This window comes from Citrobacter amalonaticus (assembly GCF_001559075.2).
Lineage (GTDB): Bacteria > Pseudomonadota > Gammaproteobacteria > Enterobacterales > Enterobacteriaceae > Citrobacter_A > Citrobacter_A amalonaticus_F.
Map to the genome: position 1 here is coordinate 2,703,642 of NZ_CP014015.2, position 26,848 is coordinate 2,730,489.

At 54.4% G+C, this 26,848-nt stretch carries 21 protein-coding genes and 1 pseudogene; 18 read left to right on the forward strand and 4 right to left on the reverse strand.

The features are described from left to right. The first annotated feature begins 1 nt into the window (after position 1). Entirely contained in the window at positions 2-1,285 is a 1,284-nt protein-coding gene (gene thrC, locus AL479_RS13120) for a threonine synthase (protein ID WP_061076365.1), read from the forward strand. A gap of 96 nt (positions 1,286-1,381) precedes the next feature. Here thrC and yaaA read toward each other — a convergent pair whose 3' ends face one another. Beyond that, entirely contained in the window at positions 1,382-2,155 is a 774-nt protein-coding gene (yaaA, locus tag AL479_RS13125) for a peroxide stress protein YaaA (RefSeq protein ID WP_061076366.1), read from the reverse strand. A gap of 69 nt (positions 2,156-2,224) precedes the next feature. Further along, positions 2,225-3,655 (reverse strand): alanine/glycine:cation symporter family protein, encoded by a 1,431-nt coding sequence (locus AL479_RS13130; protein ID WP_061076367.1) that lies wholly within the window; start codon positions 3,653-3,655, stop codon positions 2,225-2,227. A 282-nt stretch (positions 3,656-3,937) separates the two neighbouring features. Between AL479_RS13130 and tal the strand changes: the two genes are divergently transcribed. The 3 genes from tal to AL479_RS13145 all read left to right on the forward strand — a co-directional run bounded on the left by tal (position 3,938) and on the right by AL479_RS13145 (position 7,016). After that, a complete protein-coding gene (tal, locus tag AL479_RS13135; RefSeq protein WP_061076368.1) occupies positions 3,938-4,891 on the forward strand; it encodes a transaldolase in 954 nt (317 codons plus the stop codon). Between the two features lie 110 nt (positions 4,892-5,001). After that, a complete protein-coding gene (gene mog, locus AL479_RS13140) occupies positions 5,002-5,589 on the forward strand; it encodes a molybdopterin adenylyltransferase (RefSeq protein ID WP_061076369.1) in 588 nt (195 codons plus the stop codon). 119 nt (positions 5,590-5,708) lie between these two features. Further along, complete coding sequence (locus AL479_RS13145; RefSeq protein ID WP_061076370.1) at positions 5,709-7,016, forward strand: MFS transporter; 1,308 nt, start codon at positions 5,709-5,711, stop codon at positions 7,014-7,016. Positions 7,017-7,050: 34 nt separating this feature from the next. Here AL479_RS13145 and satP read toward each other — a convergent pair whose 3' ends face one another. Continuing rightward, a complete protein-coding gene (satP, locus tag AL479_RS13150; RefSeq protein ID WP_046475236.1) occupies positions 7,051-7,617 on the reverse strand; it encodes an acetate uptake transporter in 567 nt (188 codons plus the stop codon). A gap of 355 nt (positions 7,618-7,972) precedes the next feature. On the opposite strand from satP, the gene dnaK reads away from it, so the two are divergent. The 4 genes from dnaK to nhaR all read left to right on the forward strand — a co-directional run bounded on the left by dnaK (position 7,973) and on the right by nhaR (position 13,537). Further along, complete coding sequence (gene dnaK / locus AL479_RS13155; protein ID WP_042323997.1) at positions 7,973-9,889, forward strand: molecular chaperone DnaK; 1,917 nt, start codon at positions 7,973-7,975, stop codon at positions 9,887-9,889. 211 nt (positions 9,890-10,100) lie between these two features. After that, the gene (dnaJ, locus tag AL479_RS13160) at positions 10,101-11,234 is read left to right on the forward strand and encodes a molecular chaperone DnaJ (RefSeq protein WP_061076371.1); all 1,134 of its coding nucleotides are present in this window, start codon (positions 10,101-10,103) and stop codon (positions 11,232-11,234) included. Between the two features lie 172 nt (positions 11,235-11,406). Beyond that, positions 11,407-12,573 (forward strand): Na+/H+ antiporter NhaA, encoded by a 1,167-nt coding sequence (nhaA, locus tag AL479_RS13165; RefSeq protein ID WP_061076372.1) that lies wholly within the window; start codon positions 11,407-11,409, stop codon positions 12,571-12,573. Between the two features lie 64 nt (positions 12,574-12,637). Then, positions 12,638-13,537 (forward strand): transcriptional activator NhaR, encoded by a 900-nt coding sequence (gene nhaR, locus AL479_RS13170; protein WP_042998004.1) that lies wholly within the window; start codon positions 12,638-12,640, stop codon positions 13,535-13,537. A gap of 60 nt (positions 13,538-13,597) precedes the next feature. Here nhaR and rpsT read toward each other — a convergent pair whose 3' ends face one another. Then, the gene (gene rpsT, locus AL479_RS13175; RefSeq protein WP_003018940.1) at positions 13,598-13,861 is read right to left on the reverse strand and encodes a 30S ribosomal protein S20; all 264 of its coding nucleotides are present in this window, start codon (positions 13,859-13,861) and stop codon (positions 13,598-13,600) included. 108 nt (positions 13,862-13,969) lie between these two features. Here rpsT and AL479_RS24035 point away from each other — a divergent pair. The 10 genes and pseudogenes from AL479_RS24035 to carB all read left to right on the forward strand — a co-directional run. Next, a pseudogene (locus tag AL479_RS24035) lies at positions 13,970-14,182 on the forward strand (DUF2575 domain-containing protein); the annotation flags it as partial. Positions 14,183-14,189: 7 nt separating this feature from the next. Continuing rightward, a complete protein-coding gene (gene ribF, locus AL479_RS13185) occupies positions 14,190-15,128 on the forward strand; it encodes a bifunctional riboflavin kinase/FAD synthetase (RefSeq protein ID WP_061076373.1) in 939 nt (312 codons plus the stop codon). 34 nt (positions 15,129-15,162) lie between these two features. Then, complete coding sequence (ileS, locus tag AL479_RS13190; RefSeq protein ID WP_061076374.1) at positions 15,163-17,979, forward strand: isoleucine--tRNA ligase; 2,817 nt, start codon at positions 15,163-15,165, stop codon at positions 17,977-17,979. After that, on the forward strand, positions 17,979-18,467 hold the full coding sequence (gene lspA, locus AL479_RS13195; RefSeq protein ID WP_061076375.1) for a signal peptidase II: 489 nt from the start codon (positions 17,979-17,981) through the stop codon (positions 18,465-18,467). Before ileS ends, lspA begins: the two co-directional genes overlap by 1 nt. 151 nt (positions 18,468-18,618) lie before the next feature. After that, positions 18,619-19,068, forward strand: coding sequence for an FKBP-type peptidyl-prolyl cis-trans isomerase (gene fkpB / locus AL479_RS13200; protein ID WP_042998001.1), 450 nt, complete (start codon positions 18,619-18,621; stop codon positions 19,066-19,068). 1 nt (position 19,069) lies between these two features. Further along, the gene (gene ispH / locus AL479_RS13205) at positions 19,070-20,020 is read left to right on the forward strand and encodes a 4-hydroxy-3-methylbut-2-enyl diphosphate reductase (RefSeq protein ID WP_061076376.1); all 951 of its coding nucleotides are present in this window, start codon (positions 19,070-19,072) and stop codon (positions 20,018-20,020) included. Between the two features lie 66 nt (positions 20,021-20,086). Then, positions 20,087-21,001, forward strand: a complete 915-nt coding sequence (rihC, locus tag AL479_RS13210; protein ID WP_061076377.1) for a ribonucleoside hydrolase RihC — start codon at positions 20,087-20,089, stop codon at positions 20,999-21,001. A gap of 173 nt (positions 21,002-21,174) precedes the next feature. After that, positions 21,175-21,996: a 4-hydroxy-tetrahydrodipicolinate reductase gene (gene dapB / locus AL479_RS13215; RefSeq protein ID WP_061076378.1), complete on the forward strand. Its 822-nt coding sequence runs from the start codon at positions 21,175-21,177 to the stop codon at positions 21,994-21,996. 457 nt (positions 21,997-22,453) lie between these two features. Next, the gene (gene carA, locus AL479_RS13220) at positions 22,454-23,602 is read left to right on the forward strand and encodes a glutamine-hydrolyzing carbamoyl-phosphate synthase small subunit (protein WP_061076379.1); all 1,149 of its coding nucleotides are present in this window, start codon (positions 22,454-22,456) and stop codon (positions 23,600-23,602) included. A gap of 18 nt (positions 23,603-23,620) precedes the next feature. Then, positions 23,621-26,845, forward strand: coding sequence for a carbamoyl-phosphate synthase large subunit (gene carB / locus AL479_RS13225; protein ID WP_061076380.1), 3,225 nt, complete (start codon positions 23,621-23,623; stop codon positions 26,843-26,845). Positions 26,846-26,848 lie beyond the last annotated feature (3 nt).

Here is a 26,848-nt window from a genome sequence, read left to right on the forward strand (position 1 = left end):
GATGAAACTCTACAATCTTAAAGATCACAACGAGCAGGTTAGTTTTGCACAGGCCGTCACGCAGGGGCTGGGCAAGAATCAGGGGCTGTTTTTCCCGCACGAGCTGCCGGAATTCAACCTGACAGAAGTGGATGAGATGCTGAACCAGGACTTCGTCAGCCGTAGTGCAAAGATCCTTTCCGCGTTCATCGGCGATGAAATCCCACAGGAGATCCTTGAAGAGCGCGTGCGCGCTGCCTTTGCTTTCCCGGCACCGGTTGCTCAGGTGGAAGGTGATGTCGGCTGTCTGGAGCTGTTCCACGGCCCGACGCTGGCGTTTAAAGATTTCGGCGGTCGCTTTATGGCACAGATGTTGACCCACATCAGCGGCGACAAACCGGTGACCATTCTGACGGCAACCTCTGGGGATACCGGCGCGGCCGTGGCGCATGCGTTTTATGGTCTGCCGAACGTGCGTGTAGTGATCCTCTATCCGAATGGCAAAATCAGTCCGTTGCAGGAAAAACTGTTCTGCACGCTGGGCGGTAACATTGAAACCGTCGCCATTGATGGCGATTTTGATGCCTGTCAGGCGCTGGTCAAACAGGCGTTTGATGATGAAGAACTGAAAGTAGCGCTGGGGCTGAACTCAGCGAACTCCATCAACATCAGCCGCCTGCTGGCGCAGATTTGCTACTACTTTGAGGCCGTTGCTCAATTGCCGCAGGAAGCGCGGAATCAACTGGTGGTTTCTGTTCCAAGCGGTAACTTTGGCGACCTGACGGCGGGCCTGCTGGCGAAATCTCTCGGCCTGCCGGTGAAGCGTTTTATCGCTGCCACCAACGTTAACGACACGGTGCCGCGCTTCCTGCAGGACGGGCAGTGGGCGCCAAAAGCGACCCAGGCGACGTTGTCTAATGCGATGGATGTGAGTCAGCCGAACAACTGGCCGCGCGTTGAGGAGTTGTTCCGCCGTAAAATCTGGCGTCTGAATGAGCTTGGTTATGCGGCTGTGGATGATGAAACCACACAGGAAACGATGCGCGAACTGAAAGCGAAGGGCTACACCTCTGAGCCTCATGCCGCCGTGGCCTACCGCGCCCTGCGTGATCAGCTCAATCCTGGCGAATACGGTCTGTTCCTCGGCACTGCACACCCGGCGAAGTTTAAAGAGAGCGTGGAGGCGATTCTCAATGAAACGCTGGATCTGCCGAAAGAACTGGCGGAACGTGCGGATCTACCGCTGCTTTCGCAACATCTGCCGGCGGATTTTGCCGCCCTGCGTAAGTTAATGATGACGCGCTAAACATCATGCCCGGTGGCGCTGTCGCTTACCGGGCCTACGAGGCGGTGCGGATGAGTAGGCCGGATAAGGTGTAGCCGCCATCCGGCGAATTGGGCATTACTGCTCGTGACGCTTAAACACCAGTTCGCCATTTCCGGAGGCGGCTTCATCAAAGAAGTAACCTTCGCGGTTAAAGCCGGTGAGCTGTTCAGGCTTCGTCAGGCGGTTTTCAATGATGTAGCGGCTCATCAGGCCGCGCGCCTTTTTGGCGTAGAAGCTGATGACTTTGAACTTGCCGTTTTTCTCGTCGAGGAAGACAGGTTTAATCAATTCGGCGTTCAGTTTCTTCGGTTTCACGGATCGGAAGTATTCATCCGACGCAAGGTTAATCACCACCTGGTCGCCCTGTGCGGCGAGCGCTTCATTGAGCTTGTCGGTAATGATATCGCCCCAGAAATGATACAGATCCTTCCCTTTGGCGTTCTCCAGACGAATGCCCATTTCCAGACGATAAGGCTGCATCAGATCCAGCGGACGCAGTACGCCGTACAGACCTGAGAGCATACGCAAATGCTGCTGGGCGAAATCGAAATCGGCTTCGCTAAAGGTTTCGGCCTGTAATCCGGTATAAACATCGCCTTTGAAGGCCAGAATCGCCTGACGCGCGTTTTCCGGCGTGAAGTCCGGCTGCCAGTCGTGAAAGCGGGTGGCGTTCAGATCGGCAAGTTTGTCGCTGATGCCCATCAGCTTACCGATTTGCGGGGCTGAGAGCGTGCGTGCCACATGAATCAACTGCTGGGAGTGGTCCAGCAGCTCAGGCAGCGTATGGCGCGTTGTCGCCAGCGGGCTCTGGTAGTCGAGCGTTTTTGCAGGTGAAATCAGAATCAGCATGTTCAGTCCTTGCAGGAAATTTACTGCGACTGTAGCAAAAAACACGACTGAATTGATCGATAGTTGCGATTAGTCTCGCGGGATGTCGTCCCAGGCATCTGGCGCCAGTTGCTGTTCGATATCCGGGTAGCGCAGCGGATCAAAGACCGGACGGATACCCAGTTTTCGCTGACGCAAATAATCACTCGCCAGAGTATGTACCACCGGAGAGAGCAGCAATATTGCCGTCAGGTTGGTGATCGCCATGCAGGCCATGATGATATCCGCCAGTTGCCATAACAGCGGGAAGCTAAGCAAGGTTCCGGCCACCACCGTAGAACAGGTGGCAACGCGAAGGATCCAGATGACGCGCTTATTGTCCAGGTTCAGAAAGTACAGGTTGTTTTCCGCGTAGATGTAGTTGACCACAATGGAACTGAAGGCAAACAGAATGACGATGACCGCAACGAAGGCTGCCCCCCAGTCACCGACCAACGTACTCATTGCTTTCTGCACCAGTTGGATCCCTTCCATCGGCGCATAGGTCGTGCCGTTGCCTGCCAGTAAAACCAGCATTGCCGTTGCGCTACAGACGATCAGCGTGTCGATAAAAATCCCGATCATCTGCACAATTCCCTGCGCCGCAGGGTGCGGCGGCCAGGATGATGCCGCGGCAGCGGCGTTAGGCGTTGAGCCCATTCCGGCTTCATTGGAAAACATACTGCGTTGAAAACCGCTGGTGATCGCCTGGCTCAGCGTATACCCCGCCACGCCGCCTGCCGCTTCTTGCCAGCCAAACGCGCTTTTGACGATAGAAATGATGATGTCAGGCAATTGCTCAATGTTGATCAGACACACCACCAGGCTGGTGACCACCCACATCAGCGCCATCACAGGGACAAACCACTGCATCATCCGCGCCACGCCTTTTATCCCCCGGACAATAACCAGCAGGGCGGCAATTGCCATGACAATACCGGTGGCGACCGGAGGGAAATCAAATGCGAATTTGAGGGCGCGGGAGACGGAGTTGGCCTGCACGCTGTTGAACACCAGGCCGTAGGCGATCAGTAAAAAGATGGCGAATAACACGCCCATCCAGCGCATACCTAATCCCCGCGCCATATACCAGGCGGGGCCGCCGCGAAACTGACCGTGGCGATCGCGCTCTTTGTACAGTTGTGCGAGGGCGCACTCAGCAAACGAGGTCGCCATACCGATGATGGCGGCGACCCACATCCAGAACACCGCGCCAGGTCCGCCAGCGGTAATCGCCAGCGCCACGCCCGCCATGTTGCCGCTGCCGATACGGGCGGCAAGGCTGGTACAGAGCGACTGAAACGAGGTCAACCCTCCCGGTTGCGGGTTAATGCTATTTTTCAGACTTCTGCCAACCTGGCGGATATAGCGAAATTGTACGAAGCCTGTGCGCCAGGTAAACCAACACCCTGCACCGAAGAGCAGGTAGATCATTACCGATCCCCAGAGCACATCATTAATAAACGTGAAAAAATCAGGCATTAACATCCCTCTTGTTGCTGCCGGTACGCTGTAACAACCCTGTGTAAGCGTTACCAATTGTCGAATAGTATATACGCTGACGGACAATTGATAGCGGCCGCGTAGTATACATGAGGTTGAGCACCTGAATGGCGCGTCACATCAAGGCGGATCAGAAATTGTCCGCAGATGCCCTCATGGGAATAAGCGCATTGTCTGCGGTTGCGCTGTCACAACGTCGTGTTATCATCAGGGCAGACCGGTTACATCCCCCTAACAAGCTGTTTAAAGAGAAACACTATCATGACGGACAAATTGACCTCCCTTCGTCAGTTCACCACCGTGGTGGCCGACACCGGAGACATCGCGGCAATGAAGCTGTATCAGCCGCAGGATGCCACAACCAACCCTTCTCTCATTCTTAACGCAGCGCAGATCCCGGAATACCGTAAGCTGATTGATGACGCCGTGGCATGGGCTAAGCAGCAGAGCAACGACCGTGCGCAGCAGATTGTTGACGCTACCGACAAACTGGCCGTGAACATCGGTCTGGAGATCCTGAAACTGGTCCCGGGTCGTATCTCCACGGAAGTGGATGCTCGCCTGTCCTATGACACCGACGCGTCTATCGCTAAAGCGAAACGTATCATTAAGCTGTATAACGACGCAGGTATCAGTAACGATCGCATTCTGATCAAACTGGCTTCAACCTGGCAGGGTATCCGTGCAGCAGAACAGCTGGAAAAAGAAGGCATCAACTGTAACCTGACGCTGCTGTTCTCCTTTGCGCAGGCGCGTGCTTGTGCTGAAGCGGGCGTATTCCTGATCTCCCCGTTCGTGGGCCGTATTCTTGACTGGTATAAATCCAATACCGACAAGAAAGAGTATGCGCCGGCGGAAGATCCGGGCGTGGTTTCTGTAACGGAGATCTACGAATACTACAAACAGCACGGCTACGAGACGGTTGTGATGGGCGCAAGCTTCCGTAACATCGGTGAAATCCTTGAGCTGGCTGGCTGCGATCGCCTGACCATCGCACCGGCGCTGCTGAAAGAGTTGGCGGAAAGCGAAGGGGCTATCGAGCGTAAACTGTCCTTCTCTGGCGAAGTGAAAGCGCGTCCGGAACGCATCACTGAGTCTGAGTTCCTGTGGCAGCACAACCAGGATCCAATGGCGGTAGACAAACTGGCGGACGGTATCCGTAAGTTTGCTGTCGACCAGGAAAAACTGGAAAAAATGATCGGCGACCTGCTGTAATCATTGATGCGTGACCGGTACGCCGGTCACGCTACCTCTTCTGAACCCTGTCTGTCCTTCCCTCCGCAGTGTATCATTCTGTTTAACGAGACTGTTTAAACGGAATAATCATGAACACCTTACGTATTGGCTTAGTTTCCATTTCTGACCGCGCCTCCAGCGGTGTCTATCAGGATAAAGGTATTCCGGCGCTGGAAGAGTGGCTATCGACGGCGCTGACCACCCCTTTCGAGGTGCAGACGCGCTTGATTCCTGACGAGCAGGCCATCATCGAACAAACGCTCTGTGAGCTGGTGGACGAGATGAGTTGCCATCTGGTGCTGACCACCGGCGGCACCGGCCCTGCGCGTCGCGATGTGACGCCGGACGCGACCCTTGCGGTTGCCGATCGCCAGATGCCAGGCTTTGGTGAACAGATGCGGCAGATTAGCCTGCACTTTGTGCCGACGGCGATCCTGTCACGCCAGGTTGGGGTGATCCGTAAACAGGCGTTAATCCTCAATTTACCGGGCCAGCCGAAATCCATTAAAGAGACTCTGGAAGGCGTGAAGGATGCCGAAGGGAATGTCGTCGTGGCGGGTATCTTTGCAAGTGTACCGTATTGTATACAGCTCCTTGAAGGGCCGTATGTGGAAACCGCGCCGGAAATTGTAGCATCTTTTCGCCCGAAAAGCGCAAGACGTGAAACAAACGCCTGAAGTTAGTCTTTTCGTAAGATAAGCGGCGGTGAAAGTGGTGTGTTGATTTATTTACGATATAGTAAGTTTTGCTTTACATGTTTCGTTCATAACCACGCTCCACTGACTTATGGTTCGCTATGTCACAACATACACGCCCCCTGAATCGCCAGGATTACAAAACGCTGACGCTGGCCGCCCTTGGCGGCGCGCTTGAGTTTTACGATTTCATTATCTTCGTCTTTTTCGCTGCAGTGGTGGGGGAGTTGTTTTTCCCCGCCGATATTCCCGAATGGCTACGTCAGGTGCAAACCTTTGGCATCTTTGCTGCCGGATATCTGGCGCGTCCGTTAGGCGGCATCATCATGGCGCATTTTGGCGATCTGGTCGGGCGCAAAAAGATGTTTACCCTGAGCATTTTGTTGATGGCGGTTCCCACGCTGGCGATTGGTCTGCTGCCAACGTACGCCTCTATGGGAATTGTCGCGCCGTTATTGTTGCTGCTGATGCGTATTTTGCAGGGGGCGGCGATTGGCGGTGAAGTTCCAGGCGCATGGGTGTTTGTGGCCGAGCACGTTCCCGAACGTCGTATCGGCATTGCCTGCGGGACGCTAACGGCGGGTCTGACGGTGGGGATCCTGCTGGGTTCCGTAGTGGCTACTCAGGTGAATACCCTTTTGACGCAACAGGCCGTGCATGACTATGGCTGGCGAATTCCGTTCCTGTTGGGAGGGATTTTTGGTCTGGTGGCGATGTATTTACGCCGTTGGTTGCAGGAAACACCGGTCTTTCTGGAGATGCAACAACGTAAGCGGTTGGCGCAGGAACTGCCGGTGAAGTCGGTCGTGGTGAAACACCAGAAGGCGGTGGTGATCTCCATGCTTCTGACCTGGCTGCTCTCCGCAGGGATTGTGGTGGTGATTTTAATGTCGCCGGTCTGGCTGCAAAAGCAATACGGACTGGCCCCGGCCCTGACGTTGCAGGCAAACAGCGTGGCGACCATTATGCTTTGCGTGGGGTGCCTGTTGGCGGGCTTCATTGTCGACCGTGTCGGCGCCAGCAAAACCTTTATTGTTGGCAGCCTGTTATTGGCTTGTTCGAGCGGGCTGTTCTATCACCTGTCGGGCACCCATCCGCAACATCTGTTCCTGCTCTATGGGCTGGTGGGGCTGTGCGTGGGCGTGGTGGGCGCTGTGCCATACGTGATGGTGCGCGCGTTTCCTGCGGAAGTCCGCTTTACCGGCATTTCATTTTCCTACAATGTTTCTTACGCCATTTTCGGTGGGCTGACGCCGATTGCCGTCACGCTGCTGATGAGCGTCTCACCGATGGCTCCTGGCTGGTATGTGCTGGCGTTGTCGCTGGTGGGATTGGGACTGGGAATTTGGCTGCGACAGGATATGTATTATCGCGATACGGAAATACAGGCTGAGCTACAACAGCCGTAATAATGATCCCCCCTTCGCGGGGGGATACTGATGATCAGTGTTTTTCGCCAATCGGCAGAATGGTACGACCAAACTGTTCGTTCAGCACTTCACCCATCGCCAGGTAAATGGCGCTGGCGCCACACACTAAGCCAACCCAGCCGGCAAAGTGGATCACGGCTTCGTTACCCGCGATGTTACCCACCGCCAACAGAGCGAACAGAACTGTCAGGCTCAGGAACACGAACTGCAGCGCGCGTGCGCCCGTCAGCGTGCCGAAGAACATAAACAGAGTGAATACCCCCCACAGGCCCAGGTAGGCACCGAGGAACTGCGCATTAGGGGCTTCGGTTAGACCCATTTTCGGCATCAGCAGAATCGCAACCAGCGTCAGCCAGAACGAGCCGTAAGAGGTGAAAGCGGTCAAACCGAAGGTATTCCCTTTTTTGTATTCCAGCAGGCCGGCAAAAATTTGCGCGATACCGCCGTAGAAAATTCCCATCGCGAGAATAATACCGTCAAGAGCGAAGAAACCCGCGTTATGCAGGTTAAGCAGAATGGTGGTCATGCCGAAGCCCATCAGGCCCAGCGGTGCCGGGTTAGCCAACTTAGTGTTGCCCATAAATCCTCAAGATCATCATTAATTGAATGGTGAAATAGTTATCCCCGCTTAAACATGACGCCGTTCGGGGCGCGGCATAATAATCAGGAGAGAAGGGGCTGTCTATGATCTCATCGGGGGAAAAGGATGAATTTCTGCCGTGATCGTCATCACACACCGTCCAGGTGATTTATTTCAACAAAAGCAAAAATTTTTTCATTCCCCCCCTTGATGAAGTGGGTTACGACCCCACTTAGTAGTCAACCGCAGTGGTGAGTCTGAAAAAAAACGAATCAGGGGAGTTGAAACCGCACGTTTCGCCCTTATTACAGACTCACAACCACATGTTGACCGAATTTTTAGTGGAGACGTTTAGATGGGTAAAATTATTGGTATCGACCTGGGTACTACCAACTCTTGTGTAGCGATTATGGATGGCACTACTGCACGTGTGCTGGAGAACGCCGAGGGCGATCGCACCACGCCTTCTATCATTGCTTATACCCAGGATGGTGAAACTCTGGTTGGTCAGCCGGCTAAACGTCAGGCAGTGACAAACCCGCAAAACACCCTGTTTGCGATTAAACGCCTGATTGGCCGCCGCTTCCAGGACGAAGAAGTTCAACGTGATGTTTCCATCATGCCGTACAAAATCATTGGCGCCGACAACGGCGACGCATGGCTTGATGTGAAAGGTCAGAAAATGGCACCGCCGCAGATCTCGGCTGAAGTGCTGAAGAAAATGAAGAAAACGGCTGAAGATTACCTGGGTGAACCGGTAACGGAAGCGGTTATCACTGTACCTGCTTACTTTAACGATGCTCAGCGTCAGGCAACCAAAGACGCCGGTCGTATCGCAGGTCTGGAAGTGAAACGTATCATCAACGAACCGACTGCCGCTGCGCTGGCGTATGGTCTGGATAAAGAAGTCGGTAACCGTACTATCGCGGTTTACGACCTCGGTGGTGGTACTTTCGATATCTCTATTATCGAAATCGACGAAGTTGACGGCGAAAAAACCTTCGAAGTTCTGGCAACCAACGGTGATACTCACCTGGGTGGCGAAGACTTCGACAGCCGTATGATCAACTATCTGGTTGAAGAATTTAAGAAAGATCAGGGCATTGACCTGCGTAACGATCCGCTGGCTATGCAGCGCCTGAAAGAAGCGGCAGAAAAAGCGAAAATCGAGCTTTCTTCTGCGCAGCAGACCGACGTGAACCTGCCGTACATCACTGCAGATGCCACCGGTCCGAAACACATGAACATCAAAGTGACTCGCGCGAAACTGGAAAGCCTGGTCGAAGATCTGGTGAACCGTTCTATCGAGCCGCTGAAAGTCGCTCTGCAGGACGCTGGCCTGTCCGTATCTGATATCAACGACGTTATCCTCGTTGGTGGTCAGACGCGTATGCCAATGGTGCAGAAGAAAGTGGCTGAGTTCTTTGGTAAAGAACCGCGTAAAGACGTGAACCCGGACGAAGCCGTAGCGATCGGTGCTGCCGTTCAGGGTGGTGTATTGACCGGTGATGTGAAAGACGTACTGCTGCTGGACGTTACCCCGCTGTCTCTGGGTATCGAAACCATGGGCGGTGTGATGACGGCGCTGATCAACAAAAACACCACTATCCCGACCAAGCACAGCCAGGTGTTCTCTACTGCGGAAGACAACCAGTCTGCGGTAACCATCCATGTGCTGCAGGGTGAACGTAAACGTGCGTCTGATAACAAATCTCTGGGTCAGTTCAACCTGGATGGGATCAACCCGGCACCGCGCGGCATGCCGCAGATCGAAGTGACCTTCGATATCGATGCTGACGGTATCCTGCACGTTTCCGCGAAAGACAAAAACAGCGGTAAAGAGCAGAAGATCACCATCAAGGCCTCTTCTGGTCTGAATGAAGAAGAAATTCAGAAAATGGTTCGCGAAGCTGAAGCGAACGCCGAGTCTGACCGTAAGTTCGAAGAGCTGGTTCAGACCCGCAACCAGGGCGACCATCTGTTGCACAGCACTCGCAAGCAGGTTGAGGAAGCAGGCGAACAACTGCCAGCTGACGACAAAACCGCTATCGAGTCTGCACTGACCGCACTGGAAACGGCGCTGAAAGGTGAAGACAAAGCGGCTATCGAAGCTAAGATGCAGGAGCTGGCGCAGGTTTCCCAGAAACTGATGGAAATCGCTCAGCAGCAGCACGCACAGCAGCAGGCGGGTTCCGCTGACGCTTCCGCAAACAACGCGAAAGATGATGATGTTGTCGACGCTGAGTTTGAAGAAGTGAAAGACAAAAAATAATCGCCCTGATGCAGGGTAATTAATCGGCACGGGCGTAGAAGCTAATACACAAAATCATTCAAATTGCGTCAAGGCGGCAAGCGAGTGAATCCCCAGGAGCGTACAGTCGTACGTGACTGGGGTGAACGAACGAAGCCAACGTAGAAGCGGTTTGAGGGATGAAGTGTATACTCTACGCCCGTGTTCGCATGTAAAGGGCAGATAAAAAGAGATGGCTAAGCAAGACTATTACGAGATTTTAGGCGTTTCCAAATCAGCGGAAGAGCGTGAAATCAAAAAGGCCTACAAGCGCCTGGCCATGAAATTTCACCCGGACCGTAATCAGGGTGATAAAGAGGCCGAAGCCAAGTTTAAAGAGATCAAAGAAGCGTATGAAGTCCTGACCGACTCGCAAAAACGCGCCGCTTACGACCAGTACGGTCACGCTGCGTTTGAGCAAGGCGGTATGGGTGGCGGCGGCGGTTTTGGCGGCGGCGCTGACTTCAGCGATATCTTTGGTGACGTTTTTGGCGATATCTTTGGCGGTGGTCGGGGTCGTCAACGTGCTGCGCGTGGGGCCGATTTACGTTACAACATGGATCTCACCCTGGAAGAAGCCGTACGTGGCGTGACCAAAGAGATCCGCATTCCGACGCTGGAAGAGTGTGATGTTTGCCACGGCAGCGGCGCGAAAGCGGGGACTCAGCCGCAGACCTGTCCGACCTGTCACGGTTCCGGTCAGGTGCAGATGCGCCAGGGGTTCTTTGCGGTTCAGCAAACCTGTCCACACTGTCAGGGACGCGGTACGTTGATCAAAGATCCGTGCAATAAGTGTCACGGTCATGGTCGCGTCGAGAAGAGCAAAACGCTGTCGGTTAAAATCCCGGCTGGCGTGGATACCGGCGACCGCATTCGTCTCTCAGGCGAAGGTGAAGCTGGCGAGCACGGCGCACCGGCAGGGGATCTGTACGTTCAGGTTCAGGTGAAACAGCACCCGATCTTCGAACGTGAAGGCAACAACCTGTACTGTGAAGTGCCGATTAACTTTGCGATGGCTGCACTCGGCGGCGAGATTGAAGTTCCGACGCTGGATGGCCGCGTGAAGTTGAAAGTGCCCAGCGAAACGCAGACCGGAAAACTGTTCCGCATGCGTGGCAAAGGCGTGAAGTCGGTCCGTGGCGGCGCGCAGGGCGATTTGTTGTGCCGTGTCGTAGTCGAAACACCGGTCGGTCTGAACGAGAAGCAGAAGCAACTGCTGAAAGACCTGCAGGAAAGCTTTGGCGGCCCAACCGGCGAAAAGAACAGCCCACGCTCCAAGAGTTTCTTTGACGGCGTGAAAAAGTTCTTTGACGATTTGACCCGTTAATCACTTCTGCCATAGCGGCTAAAAGCCTGAGATTGTGAGATCTCAGGCTTTTTTTATGTCTCTTTAATTCGAAAAAACCGATCGTTTAACCATATATAATCTAATTTTAACGATTATTCATGGGGAGTATGATAGTAATTACGAAGTATTCACCTTATAGAGAGAATAAAAAGTGAAACATCTGCATCGTTTCTTCAGCAGTGATGCCTCTGGGGGCATCATTCTTATCATCGCCGCCGTACTGGCCATGCTGATGGCCAACATGGGTGTAACCAGTGGATGGTACCACGCCTTTCTCGAGACGCCTGTCCAACTGCGCGTTGGCGCGCTTGAGATCAATAAAAACATGCTGTTGTGGATCAATGACGCCCTGATGGCGGTGTTTTTCCTGTTGATTGGCCTTGAGGTTAAGCGCGAGCTGATGCAGGGCTCCCTGGCGAGTCTGCGTCAGGCGGCTTTCCCGGTAATTGCCGCCATCGGCGGAATGATTGTTCCGGCGCTGTTGTACCTGGCCTTCAACTATGCCGATCCGATCACCCGCGAAGGCTGGGCGATCCCGGCGGCCACGGATATTGCCTTTGCTCTTGGCGTGCTGGCTTTGCTCGGCAGTCGGGTGCCGCTGGCGTTGAAAATTTTCCTGATGGCGCTGGCAATTATCGATGACCTGGGGGCGATCGTTATTATCGCCGTCTTCTATACCCACGATCTGTCGATGGTGTCATTGGGCGTGGCGGCATTCGCCATTGCGATTCTGGCGCTCCTGAATCTGTGCGGCGTCCGGCGCACGGGCGTGTACATCCTCGTTGGGGTGGTGTTGTGGACGGCGGTACTGAAATCTGGCGTCCACGCGACGCTGGCAGGCGTGATTGTCGGTTTCTTCATTCCGCTGAAAGAGAAGTACGGGCGTTCCCCGGCAAAGCGTCTGGAACATGTTCTGCATCCGTGGGTGGCGTATCTGATCCTGCCGCTGTTTGCTTTCGCCAATGCGGGCGTTTCATTGCAGGGCGTGACGATGGACGGACTGACGTCCATTCTGCCGCTCGGCATTATTGCGGGTCTGCTGGTGGGTAAGCCGCTGGGGATCAGCCTGTTCTGCTGGCTGGCGCTGCGTCTGAAGCTGGCGCAACTGCCGGAGGGCACCTCATTCCCACAAATCATGGCGGTCGGCATCCTGTGCGGCATTGGCTTTACGATGTCGATCTTTATCGCCAGCCTGGCCTTTGGCAGTGTGGATCCGGAACTGATTAACTGGGCGAAGCTGGGGATCCTGATTGGCTCCTTGCTGTCGGCGGTGATTGGCTACAGCTTGCTGCGCGCACGTTTACGCCCGTCAGTCTGATTGGGCGAGTTAACAGGGGAGCCTCGTTCGGCTCCCCCTTTGTGACATTTATCAGAGAGAGTGTATGTCCCACATTAATTACAACCATCTCTATTACTTTTGGCACGTCTATAAAGAGGGGTCCGTGGTCGGTGCGGCGGAAGCGCTTTATTTAACGCCGCAAACCATCACCGGACAGATTAAAGCGCTTGAAGAACGCCTGCAGGGCAAACTCTTCAAGCGTAAGGGGCGCGGTCTGGAGCCCAGCGAACTCGGTGAGCTGGTTTTTCGCTATGCGGATAAAATGTTTACTCTTAGCCAGGAGATGCTGGATATCGTGAACTACCGCAAAGAGTCCAATCTGTTATTTGATGTGGGCGTGGCGGATGCGCTGTCGAAGCGACTGGTCAGCAACGTACTGGATGCCGCCGTCGTTGAAGGGGAACAGATCCACCTGCGCTGTTTTGAATCAACTCACGAAATGCTGCTGGAACAGCTCAGCCAGCATAAGCTGGATATGATTATCTCGGATTGCCCGATTGACTCGACGCAGCAGGAAGGGCTGTTTTCGGTGAAGATTGGCGAGTGTAGCGTGAGCTTCTGGTGTACCCAGCCGTTACCGGAAAAATCCTTCCCGGCCTGTCTGGAAGAGCGACGTCTACTGATCCCCGGACGGCGTTCGATGTTAGGACGCAAGTTGCTGAACTGGATTAATTCCCAGGGGCTGAAGGTCGAGATTCTGGGAGAGTTCGACGACGCCGCATTGATGAAAGCCTTTGGCGCGACGCACAACGCGATTTTCGTGGCCCCGACACTCTATGCGCATGACTTTTATGCAGACGATTCGGTGGTTGAAATTGGTCGCGTGGAGAATGTGATGGAGGAATATCATGCCATCTTTGCCGAGAGGATGATTCAGCATCCGGCGGTACAGCGTATCTGTAATACGAACTATTCGGCGTTATTTACGCCCCAGAACAAATAGTCCAGACATAAAAAAACCCGCTTGCGCGGGTTTTTTCACAAAGCAACAATCAACAGGCGATTAAGCCAGTTTGTTGATCTGTGCAGTCAGGTTAGCTTTATGACGTGCAGCTTTGTTTTTGTGGATCAGACCTTTAGCAGCCTGACGGTCCACGATTGGTTGCATTTCGTTAAATGCTTTCAGTGCAGTAGCTTTGTCGCCAGCTTCGATAGCTGCGTATACTTTCTTGATGAAAGTACGCATCATAGAGCGACGGCTTGCGTTGTGCTTACGAGCCTTTTCAGACTGAACGGCGCGCTTCTTAGCTGATTTGATATTAGCCAAGGTCCAACTCCCAAATGTGTTCTATATGGACAATTCAAAGGCCGAGGAATATGCCCTTTTAGCCTTCTTTTGTCAATGGATTTGTGCAAATAAGCGCCGTTAATCTAGCGGCACTCGTTACGTAGTGATGGCGCAGGATTCTACCAGCTTGCGGTCTGTGAATACAGCTTTTCAGCGATAAAAATTGAATTGCTTTGTCAGTTTGTGGTCGGTATTTGCCTCAGGGTAATGAAATCCATCTGCTTTCTGTTTCGCCACATCAATCGCCGGTTAACCTTGACCGCCGTACAAGGTATACTTTGGCGATTTTCACTGTTTTGAGCCAGACATGAAGCTGATACGCGGCATACATAATCTCAGTCAGGCCCCACACGGGTGTGTGCTGACTATTGGTAATTTCGACGGCGTGCATCGTGGTCATCGTGCGCTGCTGCAAGGTTTGCAGGAAGAAGGGCGCAGGCGCGGCTTACCGGTGATGGTGATGATTTTTGAACCGCAGCCGCTCGAATTATTTGCGACAGACAAAGCCCCTGCGCGGTTGACTCGCCTGCGTGAAAAATTGCGTTATCTCGCGCAATGCGGCGTCGATTACGTGTTGTGTGTGCGATTTGATCGCCGTTTCGCCGCCCTGACGGCGCAGAGCTTTATCAGCGAACTGCTGGTGAATCGTCTTGGGGTGCAATTTCTCGCGGTGGGGGATGATTTCCGCTTTGGCGCTGGTCGCGAGGGCGATTTCTTGTTATTACAGAAGGCGGGTGTGGAATATGGTTTCGATATTACCAGCACCCAAACCTTCTGCGAAGGCGGCGTGCGTATCAGCAGTACCGCCGTGCGTCAGGCGCTGGCACAGGACAACCTGGCTCTCGCCGAAAGCCTGCTGGGCCATCCGTTTACCATTTCTGGCCGTGTTGTACACGGTGATGAACTCGGGCGCACCATTGGTTTCCCGACGGCAAACTTACCGCTGCGTCGTCAGGTATCCCCGGTAAAAGGGGTCTATGCGGTAGAAGTGATGGGGCTTGGCGAGAAGCCATTGCCCGGCGTGGCGAACATCGGGACCCGTCCGACGGTATCGGGCGTGCGCCAGCAACTGGAAGTGCATCTGCTGGATGTTGCAATGGACCTCTATGGTCGCCATATAGATGTAGTGCTGCGTAAAAAAATACGCAATGAACAGCGATTTGCTTCGCTGGATGAACTCAAAGCGCAGATTGCGCGAGATGAATTAACTGCCCGTGATTTTTTTGGGCTATCAAAACCGGCTTAAATGCCTGGGTAATCAATACGGAACCGAGAATCTGATGAGTGACTATAAATCAACCCTGAATTTGCCGGAAACAGGGTTCCCGATGCGCGGCGATCTCGCTAAACGCGAACCGGGAATGCTGGCGCGTTGGACTGATGATGACCTGTACGGCATCATTCGTGCGGCCAAAAAAGGCAAAAAAACCTTCATTCTGCATGATGGCCCTCCTTATGCGAATGGCAGCATTCATATTGGTCACTCGGTTAACAAGATTCTGAAAGACATTATCGTGAAGTCCAAAGGACTCGCGGGATATGACTCGCCTTACGTTCCGGGTTGGGACTGTCACGGTCTGCCGATCGAGCTGAAAGTGGAGCAGGAATTCGGTAAGCCGGGCGAAAAATTCACCGCGGCGGAGTTCCGTGCGAAGTGCCGTGAGTACGCTGCAACTCAGGTTGACGGGCAGCGTAAAGACTTTATCCGTCTGGGCGTGCTCGGCGACTGGTCGCATCCGTATCTGACGATGGACTTCAAAACGGAAGCCAACATCATCCGCGCGCTGGGCAAAATCATCGGTAATGGTCATCTGCATAAAGGCGCGAAGCCGGTGCACTGGTGCGTAGACTGCCGCTCTGCGCTGGCAGAAGCGGAAGTGGAATACTACGACAAAACTTCTCCGTCCATCGACGTGGCCTTCGTTGCTGCGGATCAGGACGCGGTGAAGACGAAATTTGGCGTGGCGAATGTCAACGGTCCAATCTCGTTGGTTATCTGGACCACCACACCGTGGACACTGCCGGCAAACCGCGCGATTTCCGTGGCGCCGGACTTTGACTATGCGCTGGTACAGATCGACGCTCAGGCGGTGATCCTGGCGAAAGATCTGGTTGAAAGCGTGATGCAGCGCATTGGCGCGACAGACTATACCGTTCTCGCAACCGTAAAAGGGGCGGAGCTTGAGCTGCTGCGCTTTACCCATCCGTTTATGGGCTTCGATGTTCCGGCGATCCTCGGCGATCACGTGACGCTGGATGCCGGTACCGGCGCGGTACATACCGCTGGCGGTCACGGTCCTGACGACTATGTTATCAGCCAGAAATATGGGCTGGAAATCGCCAACCCGGTTGGGCCAGATGGCGCGTATCTGCCGGGCACTTACCCGAATCTGGATGGCGTGAACGTCTTTAAAGCCAACGATGTCATCGTTGACCTGCTCCGTGAAAAAGGCGCGCTGCTGCACGTTGAGAAAATGCAGCACAGCTATCCGTGTTGCTGGCGTCACAAATCGCCGATCATTTTCCGTGCGACCCCGCAGTGGTTCATCAGCATGGATCAGAAAGGTCTGCGCGAGCAGTCTCTGAAAGAGATCAAAGGCGTGCAGTGGATCCCGGACTGGGGTCAGGCGCGTATCGAATCGATGGTAGCGAACCGTCCTGACTGGTGTATCTCCCGTCAGCGTACCTGGGGTGTACCGATGTCTCTGTTTGTTCACAAGGACACTGAAGAGCTGCACCCGCGCGCCATCGAACTGATGGAAGAAGTGGCGAAACGCGTTGAAGTTGACGGTATTCAGGCCTGGTGGGATCTCGACCCGAAAGACATTCTGGGTGACGAAGCCGATCAGTACGTGAAAGTGCCGGATACCCTGGACGTCTGGTTTGACTCTGGTTCAACGCACTCCTCCGTCGTGGATGTACGCCCGGAATTCGCTGGTCATGCCGCGGATATGTACCTGGAAGGTTCCGACCAGCATCGTGGCTGGTTCATGTCGTCTCTGATGATCTCCACCGCGATGAAAGGCAAAGCGCCGTATCGCCAGGTACTGACGCACGGCTTTACCGTCGATGGTCAGGGCCGCAAGATGTCCAAGTCCATCGGTAACACCGTTTCGCCGCAGGATGTAATGAACAAACTGGGCGCCGACATTCTGCGTCTGTGGGTGGCATCAACCGACTACACCGGTGAAATGGCGGTGTCAGATGAGATCCTCAAACGTGCTGCCGACAGCTATCGTCGTATCCGTAACACCGCGCGCTTCCTGCTGGCGAACCTGAACGGGTTTGATCCGGTTAAAGACATGGTGAAACCGGAAGAGATGGTGGTACTGGACAGATGGGCGGTGGGCTGCGCGAAAGCGGCGCAAGAAGACATTCTGAAAGCGTATGAAGCCTACGATTTCCATGAAGTGGTACAGCGCCTGATGCGCTTCTGCTCCGTCGAAATGGGGTCGTTCTATCTCGACATCATCAAAGACCGTCAGTACACCGCGAAAGCGGAAAGCCGGGCGCGTCGTAGCTGTCAGAGCGCGCTGTACCATATCGCGGAAGCGCTGGTACGCTGGATGGCGCCGATCATGTCCTTCACCGCTGATGAAATCTGGGGCTACCTGCCAGGTGACCGTGAGAAGTACGTCTTCACCGGCGAGTGGTACGAAGGCCTGTTTGGTCTGGCGGACAGCGAAGCGATGAACGATAACTTCTGGGACGAGCTGCTTAAAGTGCGCGGCGAAGTGAACAAAGTGATCGAACAGGCGCGTGCGGATAAGAAAGTGGGCGGTTCTCTGGAAGCGGCAGTCACCCTGTACGCAGAACCTGAACTGGCTGCGAAGCTGACCGCACTGGGCGATGAATTGCGATTTGTCCTGTTGACCTCCGGGGCGAAAGTCGCTGACTATGCCGGGGCTTGTGCAGATGCACAGCAGAGCGAACTGCTCAAAGGGCTGAAAATCGCCCTGAGTAAAGCCGAAGGTGATAAGTGCCCGCGTTGCTGGCATTACACGACGGATGTCGGCAAGGTAGCGGAACACGCAGAAATCTGCGGACGCTGTGTCAGCAACATCGCCGGTGATGGCGAAAAACGTAAGTTTGCCTGATGAGTAAGCCTCTTTGTTCAACAGGGCTACGCTGGCTGTGGCTGGTGGTAGTCGTGCTGATTATCGATTTGGGCAGCAAGTACCTGATCCTCCAGAATTTTGCTCTGGGGGATACGGTGCCGCTGTTCCCGTCGCTTAATCTGCATTATGCGCGTAACTATGGTGCGGCGTTTAGCTTCCTCGCCGATAGCGGCGGCTGGCAGCGCTGGTTCTTTGCCGGTATTGCGATCGGTATCTGTGTCATTCTGGCGGTGATGATGTATCGCTCCAGAGCGACGCAAAAGCTGAATAACATCGCGTATGCGCTAATCATTGGCGGCGCGCTGGGGAACCTGTTCGACCGCCTGTGGCATGGCTTCGTGGTCGATATGATCGATTTCTACGTCGGGGACTGGCATTTTGCTACGTTTAACCTCGCCGATAGTGCGATCTGTATCGGTGCCGCAATGATTGTCCTGGAAGGTTTTCTGCCGAAAAAGCAGGCGTAACAAAATGCCGGATGGCGCTGATCAGGTGTTGTAGGCCTGATAAGCTTAGCGCCATCAGGCAAACATGTGCCGGATGACGGCGTAAACGCCTTATCCGGCCTACAGTTTTATCGATCTGTTTGCCTTCTGGCACACTATGTGAGCAACCTGCATGTCTAAATCAGTACAGAGTAACAGTGCGGTGCTGGTGCACTTCACCTTAAAACTCGACGATGGCTCCACCGCAGAGTCAACCCGTAATAACGGCAAGCCCGCGCTTTTTCGCCTGGGGGATGGCTCTCTGTCTGAAGGACTGGAGCAACATCTTCTCGGACTGAAAGACGGCGATAAAACCACTTTTTCCCTGGAGCCGGATGCCGCGTTTGGCATTACGACGCCTGACCTGATTCAGTATTTCTCGCGCCGTGAATTTATGGACGCAGGCGAACCTGAAATCGGGGCTATTATGCTCTTTACCGCAATGGACGGCAGTGAGATGCCTGGTGTGATCCGTGAAATCAACGGTGACTCTATCACCGTTGATTTTAACCATCCACTGGCCGGGCATACCGTTCATTTTGATATTGAAGTGCTGGAAGTCGATCCGGCACTGGAGGCGTAAAATGCAGATCCTGTTGGCCAACCCGCGCGGTTTTTGCGCCGGTGTAGACCGCGCTATCAGCATTGTTGAAAACGCGCTGGCCATCTACGGCGCGCCGATTTACGTTCGTCACGAAGTGGTACATAACCGCTACGTGGTCGACAGCCTGCGCGAACGCGGGGCGATTTTCATCGAGCAGATCAGCGAAGTGCCGGACGGCGCGATCCTGATCTTCTCCGCTCACGGCGTTTCTCAGGCGGTGCGCAACGAAGCGAAAGGCCGCGATCTTACCGTCTTTGATGCGACCTGTCCGTTGGTAACCAAAGTGCATATGGAAGTGGCGCGCGCCAGTCGTCGTGGAGAAGAGTCGATCCTGATTGGTCACGCCGGGCATCCGGAGGTCGAAGGCACAATGGGGCAGTACAGCAACCCGGAAGGGGGCATGTACCTGGTTGAATCCCCGGAAGATGTTTTTTCGCTCAATGTGAAAAACGAAGGCAAGCTCTCCTTTATGACCCAGACCACGCTCTCCGTGGACGATACCTCAGACGTGATTGACGCACTGCGTCAGCGCTTCCCGAAAATCGTCGGACCGCGTAAAGATGACATTTGCTACGCGACCACCAACCGTCAGGAAGCGGTGCGCGCGCTGGCGGAGCAGGCGGATGTCGTGCTGGTGGTGGGCTCAAAAAACTCATCGAACTCCAACCGTCTGGCTGAACTTGCACAGCGAATGGGGAAAGCGGCGTTTTTGATCGACGATGCGACCGATATCCAGGAAGCCTGGGTGAAAGAGGCAAAATGCGTGGGCGTCACTGCGGGCGCGTCAGCGCCGGATATTCTGGTGCAAAACGTCATCGCCCGCCTGCAGGAACTCGGCGGCGGCGATGCCATCCCGCTGGAGGGTCGTGAAGAGAACATCGTTTTCGAAGTGCCGAAAGAGCTGCGTGTGGATGTTCGTGAAGTAGAATGATTTAGTTCACGCTAATCTATGCGAAGATGCCGGGTCTGATACCCGGCATTTTTTTATGGAGGAATCATGCGTCTGCCCATTATTCTCGACACCGACCCGGGCATTGATGATGCTGCGGCAATTGCTGCTGCGCTGTTTGCCCCTCAGCTAGACCTGCAACTGATGACCACGGTTGCCGGAAACGTCTCCGTGGAGAAAACCACCCGCAACGCTCTACAACTGCTGCATTTCTGGAATGCCGACATTCCCCTCGCCCAGGGGGCCGCCACGCCACTGTTGCGTACGCTACGCGATGCCGCCTATGTTCACGGTGAATCCGGCATGGAAGGCTATGATTTTGTCGAGCATGACCGACAACCACTGGCGAAACCGGCGTTTATTGCCCTTCGTGACGCGCTGATGAGTGCTCCGGAGCCGATCACGCTGGTGGCGATTGGGCCGCTGACGAATATTGCGCTGTTGCTGATGCACTATCCGGAGTGCACCTTCAACATCCGCCGTCTGGTGATCATGGGCGGTTCTGCCGGGCGGGGGAATTTCACCCCTAACGCCGAATTCAATATCGCCGTCGATCCGGAAGCCGCTGCTCGCGTATTCCAGAGCGGCATTGAGATTGTGATGTGTGGGCTGGATGTCACAAACCAGGCGATGCTGACGCCGGATTATCTGGCCTCGCTGCCGACCCTCAATCGCACTGGAAAGATGTTACATGCCTTGTTCAGCCACTATCGCAGCGGGACAATGCGCACCGGCGTGCGGATGCACGATCTCTGCGCGATTGCCTGGCTGGTGCGTCCGGATCTGTTTACTGTCAAGCCGTGTTTTGTCGCGGTTGAAACCCAGGGGGACTATACCGCCGGGACGACCGTGGTGGATATTGAGGGGCGGATGAACAGACCAGCAAACGTGCAGGTCGCTCTGGATATCGATGTTGCGGGTTTCGAGCAGTGGGTGGCAGAAGTTCTGGCGCTGGCGCCGTAAACCCAGACGCTTATAACGGTATGACGCGACTTATTCCAGAGCGTCATGCCTTTTACTGATATCTCCCGCTGTTTATCATTAAATTCTAATTATCGACGTTTTTGGCTAGCGGCACGACGATGTGCTGGTTAATCTGAAAACGATTTACATCATTTTAACGTAAGAGAATAACTATGCATGATGCACAGGTCCGTGTCGCGATAGCGGGCGCGGGTGGCCGTATGGGCCGCCAGTTAATTCAGGCAGCGCTACAGATGGAAGGCGTTGCGCTTGGTGCGGCGCTTGAGCGCGAGGGATCGTCACTGTTGGGCAGCGACGCCGGAGAACTGGCGGGCGTCGGGAAGACCGGCGTTACCGTACAAAGCAGCCTTGAGGCGGTAAAAGGGGATTTCGATGTGTTTATCGATTTTACCCGTCCGGAAGGCACGCTGAATCATCTGGCATTTTGTCGTCAGCATGGCAAAGGGATGGTCATTGGCACCACCGGTTTTGACGATGCGGGAAAACAGGCGATTCGCGACGCCGCCCAGGAAATTGGCATTGTCTTCGCGGCGAACTTTAGCGTCGGCGTCAACGTGATGCTTAAGCTGCTGGAAAAGGCAGCGAAAGTGATGGGCGACTATACCGACATTGAAATCATTGAAGCACACCACCGCCATAAGGTTGATGCGCCGTCAGGCACCGCGCTGGCGATGGGGGAGGCGATTGCCCATGCGCTGGATAAAGATCTGAAAGAATGCGCCGTCTACAGTCGTGAAGGCTACACCGGCGAACGCGTGCCGGGAACGATTGGCTTTGCCACCGTCCGCGCCGGGGACATTGTGGGGGAACATACCGCAATGTTTGCAGATATCGGCGAACGTGTCGAAATCACCCACAAAGCGTCCAGCCGTATGACTTTTGCCAATGGCGCGGTGAGATCAGCACTTTGGGTCAGTGCAAAGCAAAATGGTCTTTTTGATATGCGAGATGTCCTTGATCTCAACAATTTATAGTCAATTATTACCTTTCGTGATGTGGTTATTGTAATCTCAATGCATTGATTACATAGGGCAATATTTTTATTGCCCTTTTATTTTGCCTGTTATGTGGCGTTTTAGTTTTAAATGGAGTGAAAATTTATCTTTTCTCTCTGTTTTGCGTTATCTGAATGTAAATTTTGACCATATGGTCCACTTTTTCGAAGTCTGAGACTATTTTCTACGCATAATTGTTCACGCAAGCGTTTTCCTGCCAGGGTTAGATGATCTTTTTGCCTGTTAAATCCGCTGATTTCATCCTGAGTCGCAAAAGAATATAAAAAATACCGCCTTTAAGTTGACTTTTGCCTGTCTTATCTCCAGAATGCCGCCGTTTGCCAGAAATCCACGGGTAAGCAAATTTGCATTGATTCATGCTATGCGAATGCATTAATATGCAAATAAAGTGAGTGAATATTCTCTGGAGGGTGTTTTGATTAAGTCAGCGCTATTGGTTCTGGAAGACGGAACCCAGTTTCACGGTCGGGCCATAGGGGCAACAGGTTCGGCGGTTGGGGAAGTCGTTTTCAATACTTCAATGACCGGTTATCAAGAAATCCTCACTGATCCTTCCTATTCCCGCCAAATCGTTACTCTTACTTATCCCCATATCGGTAATGTCGGCACCAATGCCGCCGATGAAGAATCCTCCCAGGTCCATGCGCAAGGCCTTGTCATTCGTGACCTGCCGCTGATTGCCAGCAACTTCCGCAATACCGAAGACCTCTCTTCTTACCTGAAACGCCATAACATTGTGGCGATTGCCGATATCGATACCCGTAAGTTGACGCGTCTGCTGCGCGAGAAAGGGGCGCAGAACGGTTGCATTATCGCGGGCGATAACCCGGATGCGGCGCTGGCGCTGGAAAAAGCGAAAGCCTTCCCGGGCCTGAATGGCATGGATCTGGCGAAAGAAGTGACCACCACGGAATCTTACAGCTGGACTCAGGGGAGCTGGACGCTGGCGGACGACCTACCGGAAGCAAAGAAAGAGGACGAACTGCCGTTCCACGTTGTCGCCTACGACTTTGGCGCCAAGCGCAACATTCTGCGCATGCTGGTGGACAGAGGCTGCCGCCTGACGGTTGTCCCGGCAAAAACGTCGGCAGAAGACGTGCTGAAGATGAATCCGGACGGGATCTTCCTGTCAAACGGTCCTGGTGACCCGGCGCCGTGCGATTACGCTATCGACGCAATTCAGAAATTCCTCGAGACCGATATTCCGGTGTTCGGCATCTGTTTAGGCCATCAACTGCTGGCGCTGGCGAGCGGGGCGAAAACCGTGAAGATGAAATTCGGTCACCACGGTGGTAACCATCCGGTCAAAGATATCGACAACAATACCGTGATGATTACGGCCCAGAACCACGGCTTTGCGGTGGATGAAGCGTCCATGCCGGCAACTCTGCGTGTCACCCACAAGTCACTGTTCGATAGCACCCTGCAAGGGATTCATCGCACCGACAAACCGGCATTCAGTTTCCAGGGCCACCCGGAAGCGAGCCCGGGACCTCACGATGCCGCGCCGTTGTTCGACCACTTTATCGAGTTAATTGAGCTTTACCGTCAGTCCGCGAAATAATCAGGAGTTAAGAGAGCCATGCCAAAACGTACAGACATAAAAAGTATCCTGATTCTGGGCGCGGGTCCGATTGTTATCGGTCAGGCGTGTGAGTTTGACTACTCCGGCGCACAGGCGTGTAAAGCGCTGCGTGAAGAGGGGTACCGCGTCATTCTGGTGAACTCCAACCCGGCAACCATCATGACCGACCCGGAAATGGCCGATGCGACCTACATCGAGCCGATTCACTGGGAAGTCGTGCGCAAAATTATTGAGAAAGAGCGCCCGGACGCGGTGCTGCCGACCATGGGCGGTCAGACGGCGCTGAACTGTGCGCTGGAACTGGAGCGCCAGGGCGTGCTGGCCGAATTCGGTGTGACCATGATTGGTGCGACCGCCGATGCGATTGATAAAGCCGAAGACCGTCGTCGCTTCGATATCGCGATGAAGAAAATCGGTCTCGACACCGCGCGTTCGGGCATTGCCCATACGATGGAAGAGGCGCTGGCGGTAGCGGCTGACGTCGGTTATCCGTGCATTATCCGTCCGTCCTTTACCATGGGCGGCACCGGCGGTGGTATTGCATACAACCGCGAAGAGTTTGAAGAGATTTGTACTCGCGGTCTGGATCTCTCCCCAACCAACGAACTGCTGATTGATGAATCGCTGATTGGCTGGAAAGAGTACGAGATGGAAGTGGTGCGTGATAAAAACGACAACTGCATCATCGTCTGCTCTATCGAGAACTTCGACGCCATGGGCATTCACACCGGTGACTCCATCACGGTTGCACCGGCCCAGACGCTGACCGACAAAGAATATCAAATCATGCGTAACGCCTCGATGGCGGTGCTGCGTGAAATCGGCGTAGAAACTGGCGGTTCAAACGTGCAATTCGCGGTGAACCCGAAAAACGGTCGCCTGATTGTGATCGAAATGAACCCGCGTGTATCCCGCTCCTCGGCGCTGGCATCGAAAGCCACCGGCTTCCCGATTGCGAAAGTGGCGGCGAAACTGGCGGTGGGTTACACCCTCGATGAACTGATGAACGACATCACTGGCGGTCGTACCCCGGCATCATTCGAGCCGTCCATCGATTATGTTGTGACTAAGATTCCACGCTTCAACTTCGAGAAGTTCGTCGGCGCGAACGACCGTCTGACGACCCAGATGAAATCGGTCGGCGAAGTGATGGCGATTGGCCGCACCCAGCAGGAATCTCTGCAAAAAGCGCTGCGCGGTCTGGAAGTGGGTGCCACCGGCTTCGACCCGAAAGTGAGCCTGGATGACCCGGAAGCGCTGACTAAAATCCGCCGTGAGCTGAAAGACGCGGGCGCTGAGCGTATCTGGTACATCGCCGATGCCTTCCGCGCAGGCCTCTCCGTCGACGGCGTGTTCAACCTGACCAACATTGACCGCTGGTTCCTGGTACAAATTGAAGAACTGGTGCGTCTGGAAGAGAAAGTGGCAGAGCTGGGCATTAACGGCCTGACCCCTGACTTCCTGCGCCAGTTGAAACGCAAAGGCTTCGCCGATGCGCGTCTGGCTAAACTGGCCGGTGTCCGTGAAGCGGAAGTCCGCAAACTGCGCGACCAGTACAATCTGCACCCGGTCTACAAGCGTGTGGACACCTGCGCGGCAGAATTCGCCACCGATACCGCCTACATGTACTCCACGTATGAAGATGAATGCGAGGCGAACCCGTCTGTTGACCGTGACAAAATCATGGTGCTTGGCGGCGGTCCAAACCGTATCGGCCAGGGGATCGAATTTGACTACTGCTGCGTACACGCCTCTCTGGCGCTGCGCGAAGACGGTTACGAGACCATCATGGTCAACTGTAACCCGGAAACCGTTTCGACCGACTACGACACCTCTGACCGCCTCTACTTTGAGCCGGTTACCCTGGAAGATGTACTGGAAATCGTGCGCATCGAGAAGCCAAAAGGCGTGATCGTGCAGTACGGCGGCCAGACCCCGCTGAAACTGGCACGCGCGCTGGAAGCCGCAGGCGTGCCGGTTATTGGTACCAGCCCGGATGCCATCGACCGTGCGGAAGACCGCGAGCGTTTCCAGCATGCAGTTGACCGCCTGAAACTGAAACAACCGGCTAACGCCACCGTGACGGCTATTGAACAGGCTGTCGAAAAAGCGAAAGAGATTGGCTACCCGCTGGTGGTACGTCCGTCCTACGTGCTGGGCGGTCGGGCGATGGAAATCGTCTATGATGAAGCTGACCTGCGCCGCTACTTCCAGACCGCTGTGAGTGTTTCCAACGACGCGCCGGTTCTGCTCGACCGTTTCCTGGATGACGCGGTAGAAGTGGATGTAGACGCTATCTGCGACGGCGAAATGGTGCTGATTGGCGGCATCATGGAACACATCGAACAAGCGGGCGTTCACTCCGGTGACTCAGCCTGTTCTCTGCCAGCTTACACCCTGAGCCAGGAAATTCAGGATGTGATGCGCCAGCAGGTACAGAAACTGGCCTTCGAACTGCAGGTTCGCGGTCTGATGAACGTCCAGTTTGCCGTGAAAGATAACGAAGTCTACCTGATTGAAGTGAACCCGCGTGCGGCGCGTACCGTACCGTTCGTCTCTAAAGCGACCGGCGTACCGCTGGCGAAAGTCGCGGCGCGTGTGATGGCCGGTAAATCGCTGACCGAACAGGGCGTGACCAAAGAAATTATCCCGCCGTACTACTCGGTGAAAGAAGTGGTACTTCCGTTCAACAAATTCCCGGGCGTTGACCCGCTGTTAGGGCCAGAAATGCGCTCTACCGGGGAAGTGATGGGCGTAGGCCGTACCTTTGCGGAAGCGTTCGCCAAGGCACAACTGGGCAGCAGCTCTACCATGAAAAAACAGGGCCGTGCGCTGCTCTCCGTACGTGAAGGTGATAAAGAGCGCGTGGTGGACCTGGCGGCGAAATTGCTGAAGCAGGGCTTTGAACTGGACGCCACTCACGGTACCGCGATTGTGCTGGGTGAAGCCGGTATTAACCCGCGTCTGGTGAACAAGGTGCATGAAGGTCGTCCGCACATTCAGGACCGTATCAAGAATGGCGAATATACCTACATCATCAACACCACCGCAGGGCGTCGCGCAATCGAAGACTCCAGGGTGATTCGCCGTAGCGCGCTGCAGTACAAAGTGCACTACGACACCACGCTGAACGGAGGCTTTGCTACCGCGATGGCGCTGAATGCCGATGCAACGGAGAAGGTAACCTCCGTTCAGGAAATGCACGCGCAAATTAAAAAATAAGCG